Origin of the sequence: Christensenella massiliensis, assembly GCF_040409835.1 — a bacterium.
GTDB lineage: Bacteria > Bacillota > Clostridia > Christensenellales > Christensenellaceae > Christensenella > Christensenella massiliensis.
This window is the reverse complement of sequence record NZ_CP117826.1, coordinates 2,027,541-2,045,306: the sequence shown is the minus strand read 5'-3', so window position 1 is coordinate 2,045,306 and position 17,766 is coordinate 2,027,541. Positions and strand designations below refer to the sequence as shown.

22 protein-coding genes and 1 tRNA gene are annotated in these 17,766 nt (G+C 51.0%); all 23 read right to left on the bottom strand.

The features are described 5' to 3' along the window. Nucleotides 1-278 precede the first annotated feature (278 nt). The 23 genes from PUP29_RS10030 to PUP29_RS09920 all read right to left on the bottom strand — a co-directional run bounded on the left by PUP29_RS10030 (nt 279) and on the right by PUP29_RS09920 (nt 17,696). Entirely contained in the window at nt 279-551 is a 273-nt protein-coding gene (locus PUP29_RS10030) for a hypothetical protein (RefSeq protein WP_353423200.1), read from the bottom strand. A gap of 169 nt (nt 552-720) precedes the next feature. Next, a tRNA-Arg gene (locus tag PUP29_RS10025) sits at nt 721-797 on the bottom strand. Between the two features lie 199 nt (nt 798-996). Then, nucleotides 997-3,813 (bottom strand): PAS domain-containing hybrid sensor histidine kinase/response regulator, encoded by a 2,817-nt coding sequence (locus PUP29_RS10020; protein WP_353423198.1) that lies wholly within the window; start codon nt 3,811-3,813, stop codon nt 997-999. 2 nt (nt 3,814-3,815) lie between these two features. Next, nucleotides 3,816-5,840 (bottom strand): hybrid sensor histidine kinase/response regulator, encoded by a 2,025-nt coding sequence (locus tag PUP29_RS10015; RefSeq protein WP_353423197.1) that lies wholly within the window; start codon nt 5,838-5,840, stop codon nt 3,816-3,818. A 440-nt stretch (nt 5,841-6,280) separates the two neighbouring features. Then, complete coding sequence (gene rpsI / locus PUP29_RS10010; RefSeq protein ID WP_079546055.1) at nt 6,281-6,676, bottom strand: 30S ribosomal protein S9; 396 nt, start codon at nt 6,674-6,676, stop codon at nt 6,281-6,283. 18 nt (nt 6,677-6,694) lie between these two features. Then, nucleotides 6,695-7,123 (bottom strand): 50S ribosomal protein L13, encoded by a 429-nt coding sequence (gene rplM, locus PUP29_RS10005; RefSeq protein ID WP_079546056.1) that lies wholly within the window; start codon nt 7,121-7,123, stop codon nt 6,695-6,697. A gap of 215 nt (nt 7,124-7,338) precedes the next feature. Beyond that, a complete protein-coding gene (locus PUP29_RS10000; RefSeq protein WP_353423194.1) occupies nt 7,339-7,596 on the bottom strand; it encodes a hypothetical protein in 258 nt (85 codons plus the stop codon). Beyond that, the gene (locus tag PUP29_RS09995) at nt 7,593-7,898 is read right to left on the bottom strand and encodes a DUF2089 family protein (RefSeq protein ID WP_079546058.1); all 306 of its coding nucleotides are present in this window, start codon (nt 7,896-7,898) and stop codon (nt 7,593-7,595) included. The genes PUP29_RS10000 and PUP29_RS09995 overlap by 4 nt, the downstream gene beginning before the upstream one ends. Before the next feature lie 391 nt (nt 7,899-8,289). Then, a complete protein-coding gene (locus PUP29_RS09990; protein WP_079546059.1) occupies nt 8,290-8,778 on the bottom strand; it encodes a GNAT family N-acetyltransferase in 489 nt (162 codons plus the stop codon). A gap of 111 nt (nt 8,779-8,889) precedes the next feature. Continuing rightward, a complete protein-coding gene (gene truA, locus PUP29_RS09985; RefSeq protein ID WP_353423192.1) occupies nt 8,890-9,627 on the bottom strand; it encodes a tRNA pseudouridine(38-40) synthase TruA in 738 nt (245 codons plus the stop codon). Between the two features lie 17 nt (nt 9,628-9,644). Next, on the bottom strand, nt 9,645-10,439 hold the full coding sequence (locus PUP29_RS09980; protein WP_079546061.1) for an energy-coupling factor transporter transmembrane component T family protein: 795 nt from the start codon (nt 10,437-10,439) through the stop codon (nt 9,645-9,647). Beyond that, nucleotides 10,433-11,290, bottom strand: a complete 858-nt coding sequence (locus PUP29_RS09975; RefSeq protein ID WP_079546062.1) for an energy-coupling factor transporter ATPase — start codon at nt 11,288-11,290, stop codon at nt 10,433-10,435. Before PUP29_RS09975 ends, PUP29_RS09980 begins: the two co-directional genes overlap by 7 nt. Continuing rightward, a complete protein-coding gene (locus tag PUP29_RS09970) occupies nt 11,281-12,117 on the bottom strand; it encodes an energy-coupling factor transporter ATPase (RefSeq protein ID WP_079546063.1) in 837 nt (278 codons plus the stop codon). Before PUP29_RS09970 ends, PUP29_RS09975 begins: the two co-directional genes overlap by 10 nt. Nucleotides 12,118-12,517: 400 nt before the next feature. Then, the gene (gene rplQ, locus PUP29_RS09965) at nt 12,518-13,006 is read right to left on the bottom strand and encodes a 50S ribosomal protein L17 (RefSeq protein ID WP_079546065.1); all 489 of its coding nucleotides are present in this window, start codon (nt 13,004-13,006) and stop codon (nt 12,518-12,520) included. Between the two features lie 33 nt (nt 13,007-13,039). Beyond that, complete coding sequence (locus PUP29_RS09960; RefSeq protein WP_079546066.1) at nt 13,040-13,984, bottom strand: DNA-directed RNA polymerase subunit alpha; 945 nt, start codon at nt 13,982-13,984, stop codon at nt 13,040-13,042. A gap of 68 nt (nt 13,985-14,052) precedes the next feature. Further along, nucleotides 14,053-14,679, bottom strand: a complete 627-nt coding sequence (rpsD, locus tag PUP29_RS09955; protein WP_079546067.1) for a 30S ribosomal protein S4 — start codon at nt 14,677-14,679, stop codon at nt 14,053-14,055. A 15-nt stretch (nt 14,680-14,694) separates the two neighbouring features. Continuing rightward, nucleotides 14,695-15,090 (bottom strand): 30S ribosomal protein S11, encoded by a 396-nt coding sequence (rpsK, locus tag PUP29_RS09950; RefSeq protein WP_079546068.1) that lies wholly within the window; start codon nt 15,088-15,090, stop codon nt 14,695-14,697. 13 nt (nt 15,091-15,103) lie between these two features. After that, the gene (gene rpsM / locus PUP29_RS09945; RefSeq protein ID WP_066522685.1) at nt 15,104-15,472 is read right to left on the bottom strand and encodes a 30S ribosomal protein S13; all 369 of its coding nucleotides are present in this window, start codon (nt 15,470-15,472) and stop codon (nt 15,104-15,106) included. A 176-nt stretch (nt 15,473-15,648) separates the two neighbouring features. After that, entirely contained in the window at nt 15,649-15,762 is a 114-nt protein-coding gene (gene rpmJ, locus PUP29_RS09940; protein WP_046444730.1) for a 50S ribosomal protein L36, read from the bottom strand. Nucleotides 15,763-15,804: 42 nt separating this feature from the next. Then, entirely contained in the window at nt 15,805-16,026 is a 222-nt protein-coding gene (gene infA / locus PUP29_RS09935) for a translation initiation factor IF-1 (RefSeq protein ID WP_066686424.1), read from the bottom strand. A gap of 2 nt (nt 16,027-16,028) precedes the next feature. Continuing rightward, nucleotides 16,029-16,313: a KOW domain-containing RNA-binding protein gene (locus PUP29_RS09930; RefSeq protein ID WP_079546069.1), complete on the bottom strand. Its 285-nt coding sequence runs from the start codon at nt 16,311-16,313 to the stop codon at nt 16,029-16,031. Nucleotides 16,314-16,326: 13 nt separating this feature from the next. Beyond that, a complete protein-coding gene (gene map, locus PUP29_RS09925) occupies nt 16,327-17,076 on the bottom strand; it encodes a type I methionyl aminopeptidase (protein ID WP_079546070.1) in 750 nt (249 codons plus the stop codon). Further along, nucleotides 17,073-17,696, bottom strand: a complete 624-nt coding sequence (locus PUP29_RS09920; RefSeq protein WP_079546071.1) for an adenylate kinase — start codon at nt 17,694-17,696, stop codon at nt 17,073-17,075. The genes map and PUP29_RS09920 overlap by 4 nt, the downstream gene beginning before the upstream one ends. Nucleotides 17,697-17,766: the final 70 nt, after the last annotated feature.

Below are 17,766 nucleotides of genomic sequence, written 5' to 3'. Positions count from 1 at the left end.
TCGCGCAGGCCCTCAAATCACTTCCTGATCTCAAGTCCTTATCATGCCCTTTCGGCACAACCGCAATAAGCCTTATTCGCTTCGCCAATAATGACTAGGCTAATAAGGTTAATAAGGACTACGATAAAGTTGTGGGAATACTGCTTGCTCATCTTTTCCGTTTCCTTCACTTTACTGGTATTTATCATAATGCCATTTTTCTGCGATGTCAATCTTTTTTTAAAAAATTTTCGCGGCATTTTATCCTCGGCGGAGCTCTCCCGGTCTGTAAGAACGTCTTATTTCATTCCTGCTGCACAGCGCTGTGCGGGATTTTCCATGCGAACAGGCTGTTGGCCGTGAGCATAAAACGGCCCAAAGCCTTTTGGTAAATGTGCATTGGTACCATTTGGAATTTGAGCGAATGTTTTTGTCTTTCCAATACGCCGCGCAGCGGCATAAACCCGCAAAAAGCCAGCGACCGAATCAGCGTTGAGAGGATACTGCAAGCCTTTAACCGATGGAAGCGTGTTTTTTTGCAGAAGAGGAACGAATTTCAAAGCCTTCGGCAAAATGCCGGGGGCTTTGCTTTGTGCTCAGACGTGTTTACCATTGACGATATAGATATATTCGCTTGCTGCGGCGTGGTGAAGTCTGCCAAAATGAATATTTATTTGCGGGCAATAAAAATATCGCAACCCGCCAAGGTGAATTGCGATATCGAGTGCGGCAACTTGCCGCTGGCGTTCCCGGCGCGATTCGAACGCGCGGCCTTTCGCTTAGGAGGCGAACGCTCTATCCTGCTGAGCTACGGGAACATGCACAATATTGACCGAGCGCCTATTCAAGATAGAGTGGGCGCCGTACGGCTGCGCCGCCCTCCTGTACGATAGGCGCATCATGCATTTTATTCTAATATAAACGCCCCTGTTTTGCAATTACTTTTATGAGAAAACCAAAAATTTCCGGAACGGATATCCTCACTCTTTCTGCCGTTTTGCGCCTTACCGCGCTTATTCAGGGCAGATACCGCGCCATCACAGCCCGTATTTCATTGAGATCGACCGGCTTTGCGATGTGTTCGTTCATTCCTGCGTCTTTCGCACGCCCGACATCCTCAGCGAATGCGTTCGCCGTCATCGCGACGATCGGCATATCCCTGACGTCTTTCCGTTCGAGCTTTCTTATTTCTCTTGCAGCGTCATAACCATTCAGAACCGGCATCTGGATATCCATAAAGACCATATCGTAGTATCCCTCCGGCGAATCTTCCACCATACGGACAGCCTCTTTTCCGTTCCCGGCCCATTCCGTCCGTACGCCCTCCATGCGCAGAAGCTCACACGCTATTTCCGCATTCAAATCATTGTCTTCCACCAGCAAAACACGTTTGTCGGAATAATCCGGCGGGTCTGCCGGTCCGGCTGCTTCTTTTTCCCGTTCCGTTCTGCGCATAATCTCCCGGAGGCACTGGACGAGCCTGCTTTTTGGCAGCGGCTTTGCAATAAAATATTCTATGTCGAGAGCGCGCGCTTCCTCTTCGATCTTAGACCAATCATAAGCCGATACGATGATGACAGGAAGGTCCTTTCCAAGCTGTCTGCACATTTCCTTTGCTGCAGCAGGCCCGCTGATCCCCGGCATTTTCCAGTTCAAAACAGCGGCAAAATAGCTGTCCCCTGCCCTGCTGCATGCTTTCACGCGCTCCACCGCCTGCTCTCCGGATACACAGAATTCCGTTGACAGTCCGATCTCTTCCAGCATAGCGCAGGTCTTTTTTCCTGCGGCAATATCATCGTCCGCCACCAATACACGCTTCCCTTTCAGCTCATCGATCTTTTCTCCCTGCCCGCCGGGCAGCTTCAGATGGATCGTTACCGTAAACCGTGAGCCCTTATTGATACTGGAATCCACTCTGATCTCTCCGTCCATCATCCGAATCAAATTGCGGGTGATCGTCATTCCAAGGCCTGTGCCGTTGATTTTTGCGACCCTGCTGTCCTCTGCCCGCGCGAACGGCTCGAACAATTCCTTTTGGAACTCTTTCGTCATGCCGATCCCATTATCTTCAAATATAAATTCGTATTCTCCATATCCCGGGTTCTTCAGTGCTCTCTCCCTGATGCGGATACTGATCTTCCCGCCATCCGGCGTATATTTTGCCGCGTTACTGACCAAATTGACAAAAGCCTGCTGAATGCGGAGTCTGTCTCCTATGGCCCGTTCATGCTGTAATTCTCCGATTTGGACTTCAAAACAGTGCCGCCGCTGGCTCATTTGCGGCTGCACCATTGCTACCATATCGTCGATCAGGCCTGAAAGGTTGAACTCTTCCTCCTGCAGTTCCATTTTTCCCGATTCGATCTTGCTCATATCCAGTACCTCGTTGATGAGAGAAAGCAGATGTTCTGAGGCCGTCGTTATCTTCGCGAGACATTTTTTTACTTGCTCATGGTCTTCTATATTTGCTTCAGCAATTGCGGTAAATCCAACGATCGCATTCATCGGCGTACGGATGTCGTGGCTCATGCGGGATAAAAACTCTGATTTTGCTGTGTTTGCCGCTTCCGCATAATTATAAGCCTCCTGCATGGCCTGCTGCTGCATCAGCTTTTCCACTTTGATCTTATCGATATCGAGCTGATACATGATCGCCTTCGACGGTCTTTCGCCGATGCGCTCAGCTACCTGATAGACCGTTCGCCGCCATCTGTTGTTCAGACTGTTTGTACGATATTCCAGCTCGATCCGCCGCTCCTCCGCGAGTACCCGGCGCAGACGCTCTATATCCGTAAACTCCCGGAACATCCCGATATATTCCGGCGCTGTCAGCTGCTTTGCCACCATCTCCATCACTTCACTATAGCATCCGCTTTCCGGAATATCCGGGACGAACGCCTTTTTGTCATAGGAAAGTACGGAATAGGCATCTTTTTCCAGATCTATCTCGAAAATACCGATATATTCATCTTTCAGGCTCTGCAAAATATGCTCCAGCTTGCGGTGGGACAGCTCCTGCTGCTTGATATCCGTGATATCCGCTACCGTTCCCGCCACGCTCTTTTGCCCATCCCCGCAGCATACGACGGCCCCTGTAACGGCATACCACCGCTTTTTCCCCGTTTTCACACCATATAGCTGCACCTGAACAGGTTTTTTCGCACCATTCTGCAGCAGGTCCTGCAAAATGGGGATATCGCTTTCCGGGCAGATCTTCCCCGACTGCAGTTTTTGAGTATACTCCTCAATAAGATACCCTTTTTCTCCGCCCTTAGCGGCATTATAATGGGCGGGGAAAACCGTCAGGCTGTCTTTTCCTCCATCGTATTGGAACGTATACCGTTCTGATGAATAAATGATCTGCCGGTAACGTTCATGCTCCATATCCTTTAGATAGCGTTCTGTAATATCACGGTACACCCCGACGGCAGTTCCTGTAGAATCTCCCTCTTCGTTCAGGATGGCACGGAATTTCAAATCATAAACGATCTCTTTTCCCACGGCAGGAATGAGCTTCACGATCCCGCCTGCGTCCTTCGCGCCGTTTATCATGGCTTCGTGTATCCGGATATATTCCTCCTGCGTATCTTCCGATATGATACCGCGCCGTGCCATTTCATACGGAACGCCGGTCTGGACCGTTTCAACTCCAAAGGCCTCCGCGGTTTTTTCATCCACAAGGATCATCTGTTTTTTGGTATCGTAGGAAAAAACAAGACTTCCGCATTCTTCCGCGGCGATCTGGAACGCTTTCATGCTGTTGTACAGTTTTTCATTCGATTCACGCAGAAGCGCATAGGCTTTGCGCAGCTCTCCGATGTCTTTTCCATCCATGCTCATTTTTCCTTTCCCTTATCCGTTTCGGACTGCTCCAATATGTCTGCGAGCCTTTCAATGCTGATCGGCTTGGCAATATGATCATCCATACCGGAATCGAGCGCCGCCTTGATATCTTCTGCAAATGCGTTCGCCGTCATCGCGACGATGATCACAGCCTTCGCATCCGCACGTTCCAAAGCCCGAAGCGCCTTCGTTGCCTCATATCCGTTCATCACCGGCATCATGACGTCCATAAAGACAGCGTCGAAATATCCTTCCCGGTGCGCCGCAAACAACTCTACCGCCTTTTGTCCATTATTTACCCGCACGGCTTCCGCGCCCCGCATTTTCAGCAGCTCCATCATGATCTCTGCATTGATATCATTATCTTCTGCCAAAAGATATCGTTTCCCTCCGAAATTGTAGCCCGAACTGTCTTTGCTCTTTTCGCTTTTTTCTTCTCTGCTGTGATCGATACGAAACTCCAGTATAACGGTGAAGGTGCTTCCTTCTCCCTGACGGCTGTCTGTTGAGATCGTTCCTCCCATCGCGTCGACTAGTGCCTTGACGATCGACATACCGAGGCCTGTTCCCTGTATTTTGGACAGCTCCGCTTTCTCGCTGCGTGAAAACGGCTCAAACAGCCTCCCCATAAATTCAGGGGGTATGCCCATTCCGTTGTCTTCCACCTTGAACTGCATCTTGGCATAGTTTGCATTGCTCTGCTCAAGCTCTTCCACAGAGAAACGAACCTTCCCGCCCTCCTGCGTATATTTCACGGCATTGGAAAGCAGATTGATGAGTATTTTATTGATGCGCAATTCGTCGCATGTAAACAAACGGTGTGAAATATTCAAAAGCTCTACCTGAAGCTCCTGCGCTTTGGCGCTGGCCTGCGGCTGGATGACTGTTACGACCTCGTCGACGATCTGGCCGATCTCGCAGTTGCTCTCCTGCAGGGAAACGACACCGCTCTCGATCTTGGACATATCCAATACATCATTGACCAATCCCAGCAATTGCTTAGACGAGACCAGCACTTTGTCGAGGCAATCTTCCACCTTTTCCGGCTCTGATGTATGCCGCTTCGCGATCTCTGTCATGCCGATGACCGCGCTGATTGGGGTACGTATGTCGTGAGACATATGAGCCAGAAAACTGCTTTTCGCTTCGTTGGACGATTCCGCAATGCTCATGGCATGCTGAAGCACACGGTGTGCGTGTCTTTCCTCCGTGCGGTCTGCCATTACTAAAATAAATTTATCGGTATTTTCTATCGATACGTGATATAAGGTCTCCTGATACCACCGCCGTTCGCCCGTTTTCTGATGAAGGCGTTCCCTTTCCTGCCGTCTGAATTCGCCCAGCCTGATCCCGCGCAGATCCGCCGCAGTTATTTCATGCTCCGGATCGAGTGCCGTCGTTCCCAGAGCACGGATATTATTTTTCATATTTGCCTGCGTGATCCCTAACAGCCGCTCGATATTGGGACTTACATACTCTACAGTGTAATCCTGCGGTGCAAACATAATAAAAATATCGTCTACATTGCTCGCAAGCACTCCGAACAGCTGTTCCCGGTATTTGATCTCAATATCCTTGCTGCGTATATTGGCTTTGTGCCATTTCCGGAAAAATAAAAGCCCTGCTATGCCGATCACGGTGCATGCGGCTAAAAATATCGTAACTATGGGGATCCGCCTTCCTGCAATGGACGCGTAAGAGGCCTCCGTACGTTTCGGAGCGGCCGTTAACAGCCGTTCCCGGCTGCCGGCCGGGCGCGAGAACAGCAGATCGTCTATTTTTCCGATCTGATATCGTTTCTCTTCATTCAAAAAAGCATTTATGGTTTCCGCACAAAAAGAATGAGCCTTTCCGCTGCCTGCATTTCCGGCACCATTATGCTCCGCAGAGATTTCGGTCGATCCTATCCTGCCGCTTTGCAGAGCAGCGTCTTTCTGCGTAGCCAAAATTGTTCCGCAGCCGCTCCCCACCAAAACTAAGAAAAGGACGCCGGCAAGCATTGCGCAAATCTTTCTCATATCCTATTCTCCGCTGTTTCCTGTATCCCCACGTGCCGCATGGTGTATGCCGCGTTTTGTGCAGACATCGCATAGTATATCTATTTTATTATTGTAAACATTTTATATTATTTATACACTATTTTTTGAAAAAATGAAATAGACATTGTGTATATTCTTTATTCCGATTTTAGTCACCCGGTATTTTTGTGCCTCTCTTGTGCGTAAATAGGTCTTCCGGCTTTCCCGATCTAAAGGACTTCCATTGCCGCGCGGCACTTTTCAGAACCTCTCATGCGAGCCTTGACCTTGCACCATTTAATAGTCTGCAACGGAATACCGGAAAACATCGCATGCTCCGGCTATCAGACGATCCGGAGCTGCTTTTCGCCTCAAATGCATCTTTAGATATAAAAAAACCCGCCAACCATACGGTTTGCGGGTTTTTAAGTGCTTTTCTTTTAACGCTTGGAGAACTGCGGCGCTCTTCTTGCTGCCTTGAGGCCGTATTTCTTTCTTTCCTTCATTCTCGGGTCGCGCGTCAGGAACCCTGCGGATTTCAGCGCCGGACGAAGCTCCGGTTCTGCCTTGATGAGCGCGCGGGCGATGCCGTGGCGAATCGCGCCTGCCTGACCGGTATAGCCGCCGCCCTTTACAGATACGAACACATCATATTTCCCTGTGGTCTCTGTTACGACAAAGGGAGAACGCACGAGCATCTTCAGCGTTTCATAGCCAAAAAATTCTTCTACGTCTCTCTTATTGACTGTGATATTGCCGGTGCCCGCCATAATGCGCACCCGTGCAATGGATTTTTTTCTTCTGCCTGTTCCAAGGAACTGTTCTTTCTTTGCCATTTAAACCTTCCCTCCCTTTTACAGCTCTATTGCTTCGGGCTTCTGGGCCGCGTGGTCGTGCTCCGCGCCTCTGTATATGCGCAGCTTCTTGAGCATCTTGCGCCCCAGCTTGTTTTTAGGAAGCATTCTTCTGACTGCTTCATACAGGGCAAATTCCGGCTTGTTTTCCATCAGGTCCCTGTATTTCGTCATCTTCAGGCCGCCCGGATATCCCGAGTGTCTGTAATGGATCTTCTGATCCAATTTTTTCCCCGTAAAAACGAGCTTTTCCGCATTGATCACAATGACATAATCTCCGGTATCTACATGCGGCGTATATTCCGGCTTATTTTTTCCGTGAAGAATGTTGGCTACCTTGCTTGCCAGACGTCCGAACACCTGTCCGTCCGCATCGACAACATACCATTTCTTCTCCACTTCGCCGGGTTTCGCCATATATGTTTTCATTAGGCTTTCCTCCCTATGCTATCTTCGATTTTTATGTTCCGTGCGCAGCGTTTTTCTTTCCCGGGAGGTCCCAATTCCCAGTGCGGAAGCCCGCCGCTTTCGCGCGTGCACAGGGCTAATTGTGCATACAGGCGCATGGAATAGTTTACTGAAAATCCGCACGGTTGTCAAGCTTTTTCATGAAAAAAGCAGCGGCCGCCCGGTGTTTGCGTTTCTTACAGGTCTTGTATATTCATTTTATCTATTTCGTCCTGCTTTCTCTTCTTCCGGTAAATGACGATGGAAGTGATGAACTGGATCGCCGCGCCAATGAGAAATACAATATTGAGAAATGCCAGAGCACAGGATACAATGGGTATCACAAGCCCCCACAGTCCGAATTTACGCGTGATAAAGCCCTCCGCCACACACATGGCGGCAATGACAGCCACAAATATAGTCAGAAAAAGCACCATCGAACCTACCATTGTCATTTCTTTTCACCTCTTTTGCTTTTTTTATATTCCGAGATCAGAATTTTTGCCGTATCGAAGTCAAGCCTGTCGTTTACCGCCATCCGTTTTATGAGTGCCACATAAGGCTCCTCCGCATAGTCATCGCTGATATTGATCTTCTGTATCAGCTTATCCAACCGCAGGCGTACCGTCGGATAGGTAACGCCGTAGTGCTTTGCCATTTCCTTTAAGGAGCCGGATGCAAGAACAAAATTTTTGATAAAGGATATGTCTTCTTCCTCGAGTGCCGCCATCCATTCCGGGATAATTTCGATTGCCATGATTTTTCCTCCTTTAATAATATTAAATATATCATTTAATATTATTAAAGTCAATATGCAAATTATTCTTTTATATTATTTGAAATAAGTATAGAAAAAGCCGCAGGACCATTCCATTTTAAACAATTGATATATGGCGCCGCACGGCAAATGGAAAACAAGAAATAAAGATCATATTTCAGGGATGAACAGCTACAGCTTGGGCGTTTGCAAAAATACAGCGGCAAGATGTAAAGCCTGCCTCTCGGACACTTCGGTATGAATTGATAAAAAACAAAAGTTGCGAGGCGCTTGTCTGAAAACTGCCGTTTGGGTACGCAAATTGCGAAAGATGAAAAAGCATTTTAGCCCGTCAAAATAAAAAGCCTCCCCCGTAGGAAGCTTTTTTTCTTTACAGATCGCTGTAATACAGCAGAATATCTTTATATTCACCATTTTTGGCCTGAAAGCCCTCGCACACCCGTCCGATCTGATGGAAGCCTATCTTTTCATACAGATGGATGGCGCCGATATTATCTTCCACGACCGCATTGAACTGCAGGATGCGGAATCCAAGCTCCCGCGCCTGCTCCATGCAGTCTCGCACAAGCTTTTCGCCGATCCCCTGCCCGCGGCAATCTGCCCGTACCGCAAACGATGCGTTCGCGATATGCCCGCAGCGTCCGACATTGTTTGGATGCAGGATATAGAGCCCTACCTCTTTTCCGTTCTCATCCTCCGCTACGCCGCAGTAGGATTGCGCATCAAAGAAACCTTGCGCTTCTGCCTCGCTCAGCATATCCGCCTGCGGGAATGCCTCTCCCTCGTCTACCACTGCGTTCCATATCTCCGTCATGACCGGGATATCTTCCTGTGTATACTTTCTGACCGTAACGCCCATTTTCCGTTTCCTCGCTCTTCGGCTCATTTTTTAACGGGATTGTTTTTTCCCGTACCGTATCATCATACAATACTTTGCACTCTGTTTTCAACATAAATTGATAAAAATTTATCAATAATATACTTCCATCAGAAAAAGCCCCTGCGCCTGTGCCGTCGCTCCGGCAAGGGTGCGGTCTTTCGCCTCGATCGCGGCGCGTACAGCCTCCGGCGCGAGCTTTCCTTTTCCCACGGCGATAAGCGTGCCCGCAATGATACGGACCATATTATACAAAAAACCGTTTCCTTTTACGTCTATCGTGATATAGCCGCCCTCTTTTACGGCATCCACAGAGTATACCGTGCGCACCGTCGTTCCCTTGAGGTCCGAGCCTGCCGCGCAGAATGCCGCAAAATCGTGTTCCCCCTCGATATATGCCGCTGCTTCCCGTATTTTTCCGATATCGAGCGGCACCGGCACGAACATGGTGTACAGCCGGTCTACCGCGCCCTTTTCCCGCGTATTTCGTATCCGGTACTGATAGTGCTTTCCCTTTGCGGAAAACCGTGCGTGGAAGCCCTCAGGCGCCGCAAAAGACCTTTTGATGCGAATATCATCCGGCAGCAGCGTATTCAGCACATAAAAGAATTTATCCGGCGGGATATCGGTATCCGCATCGAAATGCGCAACTTGCCCGAGCGCATGCACACGCGCATCCGTACGTCCTGCGCCCACGACCGGTGTTTTCACCTTAAGCGCTTTTTCAAGCGCTTCCTCCAGCCTTTGCTGTACACTGATACCGTTTTTTTGTATCTGCCATCCGCAGTAATTCGTTCCGTCATATTCCACAATGAGCGCGATCCTATCCATATCCCTTTTCCTCCCGCTCACAGGAACACCATGAACAAAACGCTGGCCGCGATCATAAGGACCAGCGCCCAAACATCCATTCTTTTCAGCCGCAGCACTTTCATGCGCGTCCTGCCCTCGTCTCCGTGATAGCAGCGGCTTTCCATCGCGAGGGCAAGCTCGTCCGCCCGCTTGAATGCGCCTACGAAAAGCGGCACGAGGAGCGGGATCATATTTTTCGCTTTCTTGAGCAGGTTCCCGCTGTCAAACTCTGCACCGCGGGCGGTCTGCGCTTTCATGATGCGATCCGTTTCTTCGATCAGCGTCGGGATGAACCGCATGGCGATGCTCATCATCATGGACATCTCGTGCACCGGAAATTTGATTTTCTTCAGCGGCGAGAGAAGGCTTTCCAGCCCGTCTGTAAGCTGCATGGGCGAGGTCGTGAGCGTAAGCAGGCTCGTCGCCACGATGAGGAGCACAAGGCGGATCGCGATAAAGACCGCTTTTTCGATCCCTTCTTTGGAAATCGTTAAAAAGCCCCACTGCCAATAAACCGTCTGACCGCTGTAAAACAGGATATTGAGGATAAATGTAAATATGATAATAAACAGAAGCGGCCGGATACTCCGCAGGATCGTGACCGGCCCGAGCTTTGCAAGCGCGATAATAACGGCAAACAGCACGGTAAGGGCAAGGAAGCCCCACATCGTGCGGACGACAAAAACAGCGACCAAAAAAAGAAGCGCCACTAATATTTTGATGCGCGGGTCCAGTCTGTGGATGACCGTATCACCCGGAAAGTACTGGCCCAATGTGATGTTTTTCAGCATGTACCGTCCTCATTCCTTTTCAGGATCGCCGCAACGAGCTCATCCTTTTTGATGATATCGTCCGGGATGTTCCAGCCGCGTTCCCGGAGCATCGCGGCAGCCTCCCGCGATTCGCTTGCCCCCAGCCCGGCCCGTTTCAGCTTGGGAAGGTCTGCGAATACTTCCTTCGGTGTTCCGTCCATATAGACCGTACCGTGGTCCATCGCGACGATCCGTGAAGCATGATCTGCAAGACCGTCCATATTATGTGAGATCATGATGATCGTGACGCCGCAGTCGTTGAGCTTTTTCACAAGCTGCATAAACTGCTCCCGCCCCAGCGGATCAAGCCCCGCGATCGGCTCGTCGAGGATCAATATCTGCGGGTCCATGGCAAGTACGCCTGCAATCGCGACCTTACGCTTCTGTCCGCCGGACAGGTCGAACGGTGAAAGCTGCTTGATCTTCGCAGGCTCGAAACCTACGAGCTCAAGCGCAGTATCCACGTTTTTTTCCGCCTCCTGCTCTGTCATGCCCGCTTTGACCGGGCCGAACGCGACGTCTTTTCCTACTGTTTCCTCAAAAAGCTGATATTCCGGATATTGGAATACCACGCCTACCGTCCGGCGCAGGCGCCTGCGGTCATAGCCGGAGGCATTGATGTCCTCCCCGTTCACAAGGACCGTGCCGGAGGCAGGCTTCAGCAGTCCTGCCATCAGTTGGATCAGCGTCGATTTCCCACAGCCCGTATGTCCGATAATACCCACGAATTCTCCATCCTCAATCGTAAGGCAGACATCCTTTAGGGCCTGCACCTCAAAGGGCGTTCCCGTCATATAGAAATAATTCAGGTCATTTACGCTCAGCGGCATAGTTCGTCCACCAGCTCCTTCAGTGTTACGGGGCATTTGCCGAGAACAAGCCCTTTTTCCTTGAGGTCATAATAGACCTGTGTTGCGAGCGGGGGCATCAGGCCTGCCTCTTCCAGCTTTTCCTTATGGGAAAACACTTCCCGCGGCGTTCCCTCGTCCGTCACAACACCGTCCGACATCACAAACACGCGGTCCGCTTCCGCGGCTTCCTCCATATAATGCGTAATGAGCACGATGGTTTTACCCGCCTCCTTGTTTAGATAGCGGATCGTCTCCATGACCTCCGCGCGGCCCTTTGGGTCGAGCATGGCGGTCGGCTCGTCAAATACGATGATATCCGGGTGCATGGCAAGAACCCCCGCAATAGCAATACGCTGCTTCTGCCCGCCGGAGAGCATGTGCGGCGCCCGTTTCTCAAAGCCCTCCATACCGACGGCCCGAAGCGCTTCCGTAACGCGGCCCCGCAGCTGCTCCTGCGGTACGCCGAGATTCTCCGGGCCGAATGCCACGTCTTCCTCTACTACTGTGGAAACGAGCTGATTATCCGGATTCTGGAACACCATTCCCGCGTGGCTGCGGATCGTCCACAAATTGGCCTCATCCGCCGTATCAAGCCCTACCACCGTAAGCGTTCCCTCCTGTGCGCGCAAAAGCACATTGATGTGCTTGGCAAAGGTCGACTTCCCGCTTCCGTTATGTCCCAACACGGCGACAAATTCGCCTTTTTCCACCTGAAGCGTCACGCCGCGCAGCGCAAGCTCCGGTTCCGCGTCCTCAAGTGTCGGATAAGCATATTTTATTTTTTGTGCGTCGATCACATATTCCATAAGACTCCCCTTCTTTTTTCTTTAGAAAAAAGAAGCAAAAAAGAAGCCGGTCTTTATTACCGTATCTCCACAGTGTGCAGCCGCCCTTCCAGCTTATAACCGATTCCCGCTTCTTCCTGCAAAAAGAAAGAAGAAAATTTCTATTGCCGCACGTATAGCCGGCAGCTTGCAGACAGTTCATGCCGCCGCGCTCAAAAGCTTTCCAATGCCCCCGGTCGGAAAAACAGATCAAACGAAGCCGTCTTGCTCTGCTCCGCCGTTAGAGCAGCCCGCTCTCCTCCGAGAACCGAAACGTACTGCATTTCGCGGTCACGCAGCGTCTTTCCTATGAGCAAAAGGAGGAAACTTAAACCGATATTAAGTTTCCTCCCCAGATTCAATATAATGTTTCTCTCCTGTCTTATACCAGTTCGAGAATTACGACCTCTGCTGCATCGCCGCGGCGCGGTCCTTTCTTGATGATGCGGGAATATCCGCCGCCCTGTCCTTTGTCTTTCGCGCGCTGCGCATATTTCGGCGCGATATCGCGGAACAGTTTTTCCACAACGGGCATGTTGACGTCGCCCGTGCGCTTTTTATAGTCGTATTTGCTTTCCTTTTCCAGCTTTGCTTCCGGAACGTTATACAAATAGGAAATGATCATGCGGCGCGCAGCAAGCTTTGCTGGCGAATCATTCGTGACTTTCGTCTTGGTCCCGTCGATCGTTTTTTCGACCTCGACCGTATTATCATACTGCTTGATTGCCTTTGTGATGAGCTTTTCCGCAATTTTCTGCGTCTCTTTCGCGCGCATCATCGTCGTTTCTATTTTGCCGTTCCAGAGCAGCGACGTCACGAGGCCGCGAAGCATCGCTTTTCTCTGGTCGGAAGGCCTGCCTAATTTTCTCATAGCGTTTCTCCTCCGTACTTTCCGTTACTGCAATCAGTCGTCCTTACGCAGCGAAAGCCCCAGCGCTTCCAGTTTCTGCTGGACTTCTTCGAGCGACTTTTTGCCCAAGTTGCGCACCTTCATCATTTCTTCTTCGTCGCGCATGATGAGCTCTTCTACTGTGTTGATCCCCGCGCGCTTCAGGCAGTTGTACGAACGCACCGAAAGATCCAGCTCCTCGATCGTGATTTCCAGTATCTTCTCTTTTTTATCCTCTTCTTTTTCGACCATGATCTCAACGTCGCTTACGTGGTCCGTCAGGTTGATGAACTGCGCAAGGTATTCGCTCATGATCTTGGCGGCAAGCGAGGTCGCCTCGTCGGCGTTTACGCTGCCGTTTGTCCACACTTCAAGCGTCAGCTTATCAAAGTCCGTAATCTGGCCGACACGGGTGTTTTCCACCGCAAAGTTGACTTTTGTTACGGGAGTGAACAGCGAATCCATCGGGATCACGCCGATCGGCATGTTCGGATCCTTGTTTTTATCCGCAAGCACATAGCCTCTGCCCTTTTCGAGCATGATCTCCATATAGAGATTCGCGTCTTTATTGAGCGTTGCGATGTGCAGGTCCGGATTGATGATCTCAACTTCCGAATCCGTCTCGATATCCGCCGCCGTTACATCCTTAGGCCCTTTGGCGCTTATGATAAGCTTCTTCGGCTCGTCCGTATGCATCTTTGCGCACAAGCCTTTCAGATTCAGCACGATGTTGGTCACGTCCTCATGAACGCCTTCGATGGTTGAAAATTCGTGCAGAACGCCGTCGATCTTTACGCTTGTTACTGCCACGCCGGGCAGGGAAGACATCAGTATCCGCCTGAGCGAATTGCCGAGCGTCGTGCCAAAGCCGCGCTCAAGCGGCTCCATGACGAACTTGGCATATTTCTTATCTTCGCTCATGCTGACACATTCTATATTCGGTCTTTCGATTTCAAGCATATTTAACCTCCCTTATGGTAATGTTTACGCACATGCCGTATGCATACGCGCAACTGAAGGAGTCCTTATTATTTGGAATACAACTCGACGATGAGGTGCTCCTCGATCGTAAGGTCGATATCGTCCCTCTCAGGAAGCGCGGCGACCTTGCCCGTAAGCTCGGCAACATCGAATTCCAGCCATTTCGGAATGCCTTTCCCGCCTTCTTCCTTAAGCGTTTTGAAGTATTCCTGAGAAGCGGAGCGCTGCGCGACCGTGATCACGTCGCCTGCATTCACAATATAGGAAGGAATATCGACCTTGTGGCCGTTCACCAGAACGTGACCGTGCATCACGAGCTGGCGCGCCTGCGCGCGGCTGTCGCCGATGCCGAGGCGGAAGCACACGTTGTCAAGACGCCGTTCCAAAAGCTGGAGCAGGTTCTCACCCGCTTTACCCTTCATTTTTTCAGCAATATCAAAGTATTTTCTGAACTGGCTTTCCAGAATACCATATGCGCGTTTTACTTTCTGTTTCTCACGGAGCTGCGTGCCGTATTCAGACATCTTTCCGTGACGGCCTGCTCCATGCTGCCCCGGAGCGTTGGGGCGCAGCGTGAAAGCACACTTCTGAGAATAGCAGCGGTCGCCCTTCAAAAAGAGCTTCGCGCCTTCCCGGCGGCACAAGCGGCAAACCGGTCCTGTATATCTTGCCATAATTTACGTACCTCCTTATACCCTTCTGCGTTTCGGCGGACGGCATCCGTTGTGCGGGATGGGCGTCACATCCTTGATGAGCGTTACTTCAAGACCTGCGGTCTGCAGCGCGCGGATCGCGGCTTCCCGTCCGGAGCCGGGGCCTTTTACAAATACTTCCACATATTTGAGGCCATGTTCCATTGCTGCCCGCGCAGCCGTTTCAGAAGCAACCTGCGCAGCAAAGGGCGTGCTCTTCCGCGAGCCGCGGAAGCCCATTGCTCCGGAGCTCGATTGGGAAAGAGCGTTTCCCTGCATATCGGTCATCGTTACGATCGTATTGTTGAAGGAAGAACGAATATGCGCTTGGCCTTTTTCAATGTTCTTCTTTTCTCTGCGTCTTCTGGACACTTTTTTCTTAGGTGCAGCCATTATTTATTCCTCCTTATTTCTTTTTACCCGCAACAGTCCGCTTCGGGCCTTTGCGCGTACGCGCATTCTGTTTTGTGCTCTGCCCGCGGACAGGCAGTCCTTTTCTATGACGGATGCCGCGATAGCAGCCGATCTCCATCAGGCGCTTGATATTGAGGGATACTTCCCGTCTTTTATCACCCTCTACCTGAAGATTTTTGTCGATATAATCCCTGATCTTGGAAAGGTCGTTTTCGTCGAGGTCTTTCACTCTGATGTCAGGGTTCACATTTGTCGCGGACAAAATTTGCTGAGACGTCTTAAGGCCAATACCGTAAATGTAGGTGAGCCCGATCTCAACGCGTTTGTCTCTTGGCAAGTCTACGCCAGCAATACGTGCCATACTTCTCTTTCCACCTCCGTGAATTTTAAGCGGTGTCTCCGCCGGTATCTTTGTTCCCAAAAGGATGACATTCTGTTTATTATACCATATCATCCGCATTATATAAAGCTTATACGTAATATTTGCGCTCCCCGCAGGGCAGGCGCAAACCAGCCGCCCGTATAAACGTTATTTTCTCAGCCCTGTTTCTGCTTATGCTTTACATTGGGGCAGATTACCATTACTTTCCCTTTTCTTTTAATGATCTTGCATTTTTCGCAAATGGGTTTTACCGATGGTCTTACTTTCATCTTAAAAGCCTCCTCTTATTCGTTCGTATCTATCGCCGCACGTCACGCTTTGCCGCGCCACGTGATCCTGCCTCTGGTGAGGTCGTAGGGTGAGAGTTCCACCGTCACCTTATCACCGGGCAGTATGCGGATATAGTGCATGCGCAGCTTGCCGGAGATATGGGCCAGTACCTTGTGTCCGTTTTCAAGCTCTACCTCAAATGAAGCGTTCGGGTACGTTTCCGTGACCGTTCCTTCCACTTCGATTACGTCGCTCTTAGACAAATCTACTCCTCCTTTGCCTGCATCGTGTTCTTAAGCGCGCTCCGCAGCTCCGCATCGAACACCTTTGTTCCCTCTGTGAGCTTATCCCGAATGCCATATAAAACAGTCTCCTGAAGCTCCAGATGTTTCACCTTTTTCCTTTTCGGCTTTGAAAGCCGGCGGAGCGCCCCGTCCGCGATCAGCACATAGGGCTCTTCCAGCACTTCTACGATCAGGAACGTACGTCCCTTATCTCGTCCGGATCTGCTGACGCAGACCCTGCCTTTTTCTATGGGGTAATTCTTCAATGTCTTTTCCCCTTTATGGCGCCGTCAGTATCTCCGGCCCGTTTTCCGTGATCGCCACGGTATTCTCGTAGTGGGCCGCTGCGCTTCCATCCGCCGTTTTGACGAGCCAGCCGTCTTCCATCCAGCGTACCGCATCTCCTCCGAGCGTCACCATTGGCTCGATGGCAAGGACCATCCCAACATCGAGCCGCGGATTCGGACCGCGGAATGTAAAGTTCGGTATCTCCGGAGACTCGTGCATCTCCCGTCCGATCCCATGGCCGACAAGCTCGCGCACAATGCCCATATCATTACGAAGGATCACTTCCTCGATCGCCCGGCTGATATCCTTTAAGCGGTTGCCCTCGCGCGCCTCACGCATTCCTGCGAAAAAGCTTTCGCGGGTCACGTCTATGAGAAGCTGCTCTGTCGGCGTGATATCCCCTACCGGAACAGTACGCGCCATATCGGACTGCCATCCGTTCAGGATCGCGCCCATATCGATACTGAGGATATCTCCGTCCCGCAGGACCTTGCGCTCGGAGGGTATCCCGTGCACCACACCGTCGTTTACAGAGGTGCAGATACTGCCCGGGAAGCCATTATAGCCCTTGAACGACGGGACCGCACCCGCGTCTCCCAAATATTGCTCGACGATACGGTCGAGCTGCATCGTCGTCACACCCGGTTTTACGTGAGTGAGGACCTCCTGCATGCAATTGTATAGCAGCCGTCCCGATTCGCGCATCAGCCCGATCTCATGCGGCGTTTTGATATTGATCATACCTTTTTCAGCACTTCCACAATGTAAGCGGCTTCTTCCTCGATCGGCATCGTACCATCTACATTTTCGACAAGGCCGCGCTTCGAATAGAATTCGATCAGCGGAGCTGTCTGTTCCTCATAGACGCGGAAGCGTTCGCGCACGGTCTCCTCGTTGTCGTCTGCCCGCGTAATGAGGCTGCCTCCGCACTTTCCGCACTGATCCCCCGAATGTGTCTTTGTGCTGTGCACCTCGCCGCACTCTTCGCACACACGGCGTGCGAGCACACGGTCAACGATAACCTGCACATCCACTTCGAGATTGATGACTGCGTCGATCGAAGCGATCGCATCGAGCGCTTCCGCCTGCGCGACCGTCCGCGGAAAACCGTCGAGCAGTACGCCGCCCTTTGCGTCATCCGCTTTCATCCGTTCCCCCATCATGTCGATGATGACCTGATCCGGAACGAGTGCTCCTTTATCGATATAGGATTTGGCCAGTTTCCCCAGTTCGCTGCCCGCTTTCATTTCCGCACGCAGCATATCGCCTGTGGAGATATGTGCCAGATTCATTTCTTTTCCCACCCTGACTGCCATCGTGCCTTTGCCTGAGCCGGGAGGGCCTAAAAAAATCACGTTCATTTCATTCCTCCATCTATGGAATGTCGTGGAAGAGCGGCCGTGAAAGATTTACAAGCGCCCCGCTGCCGGG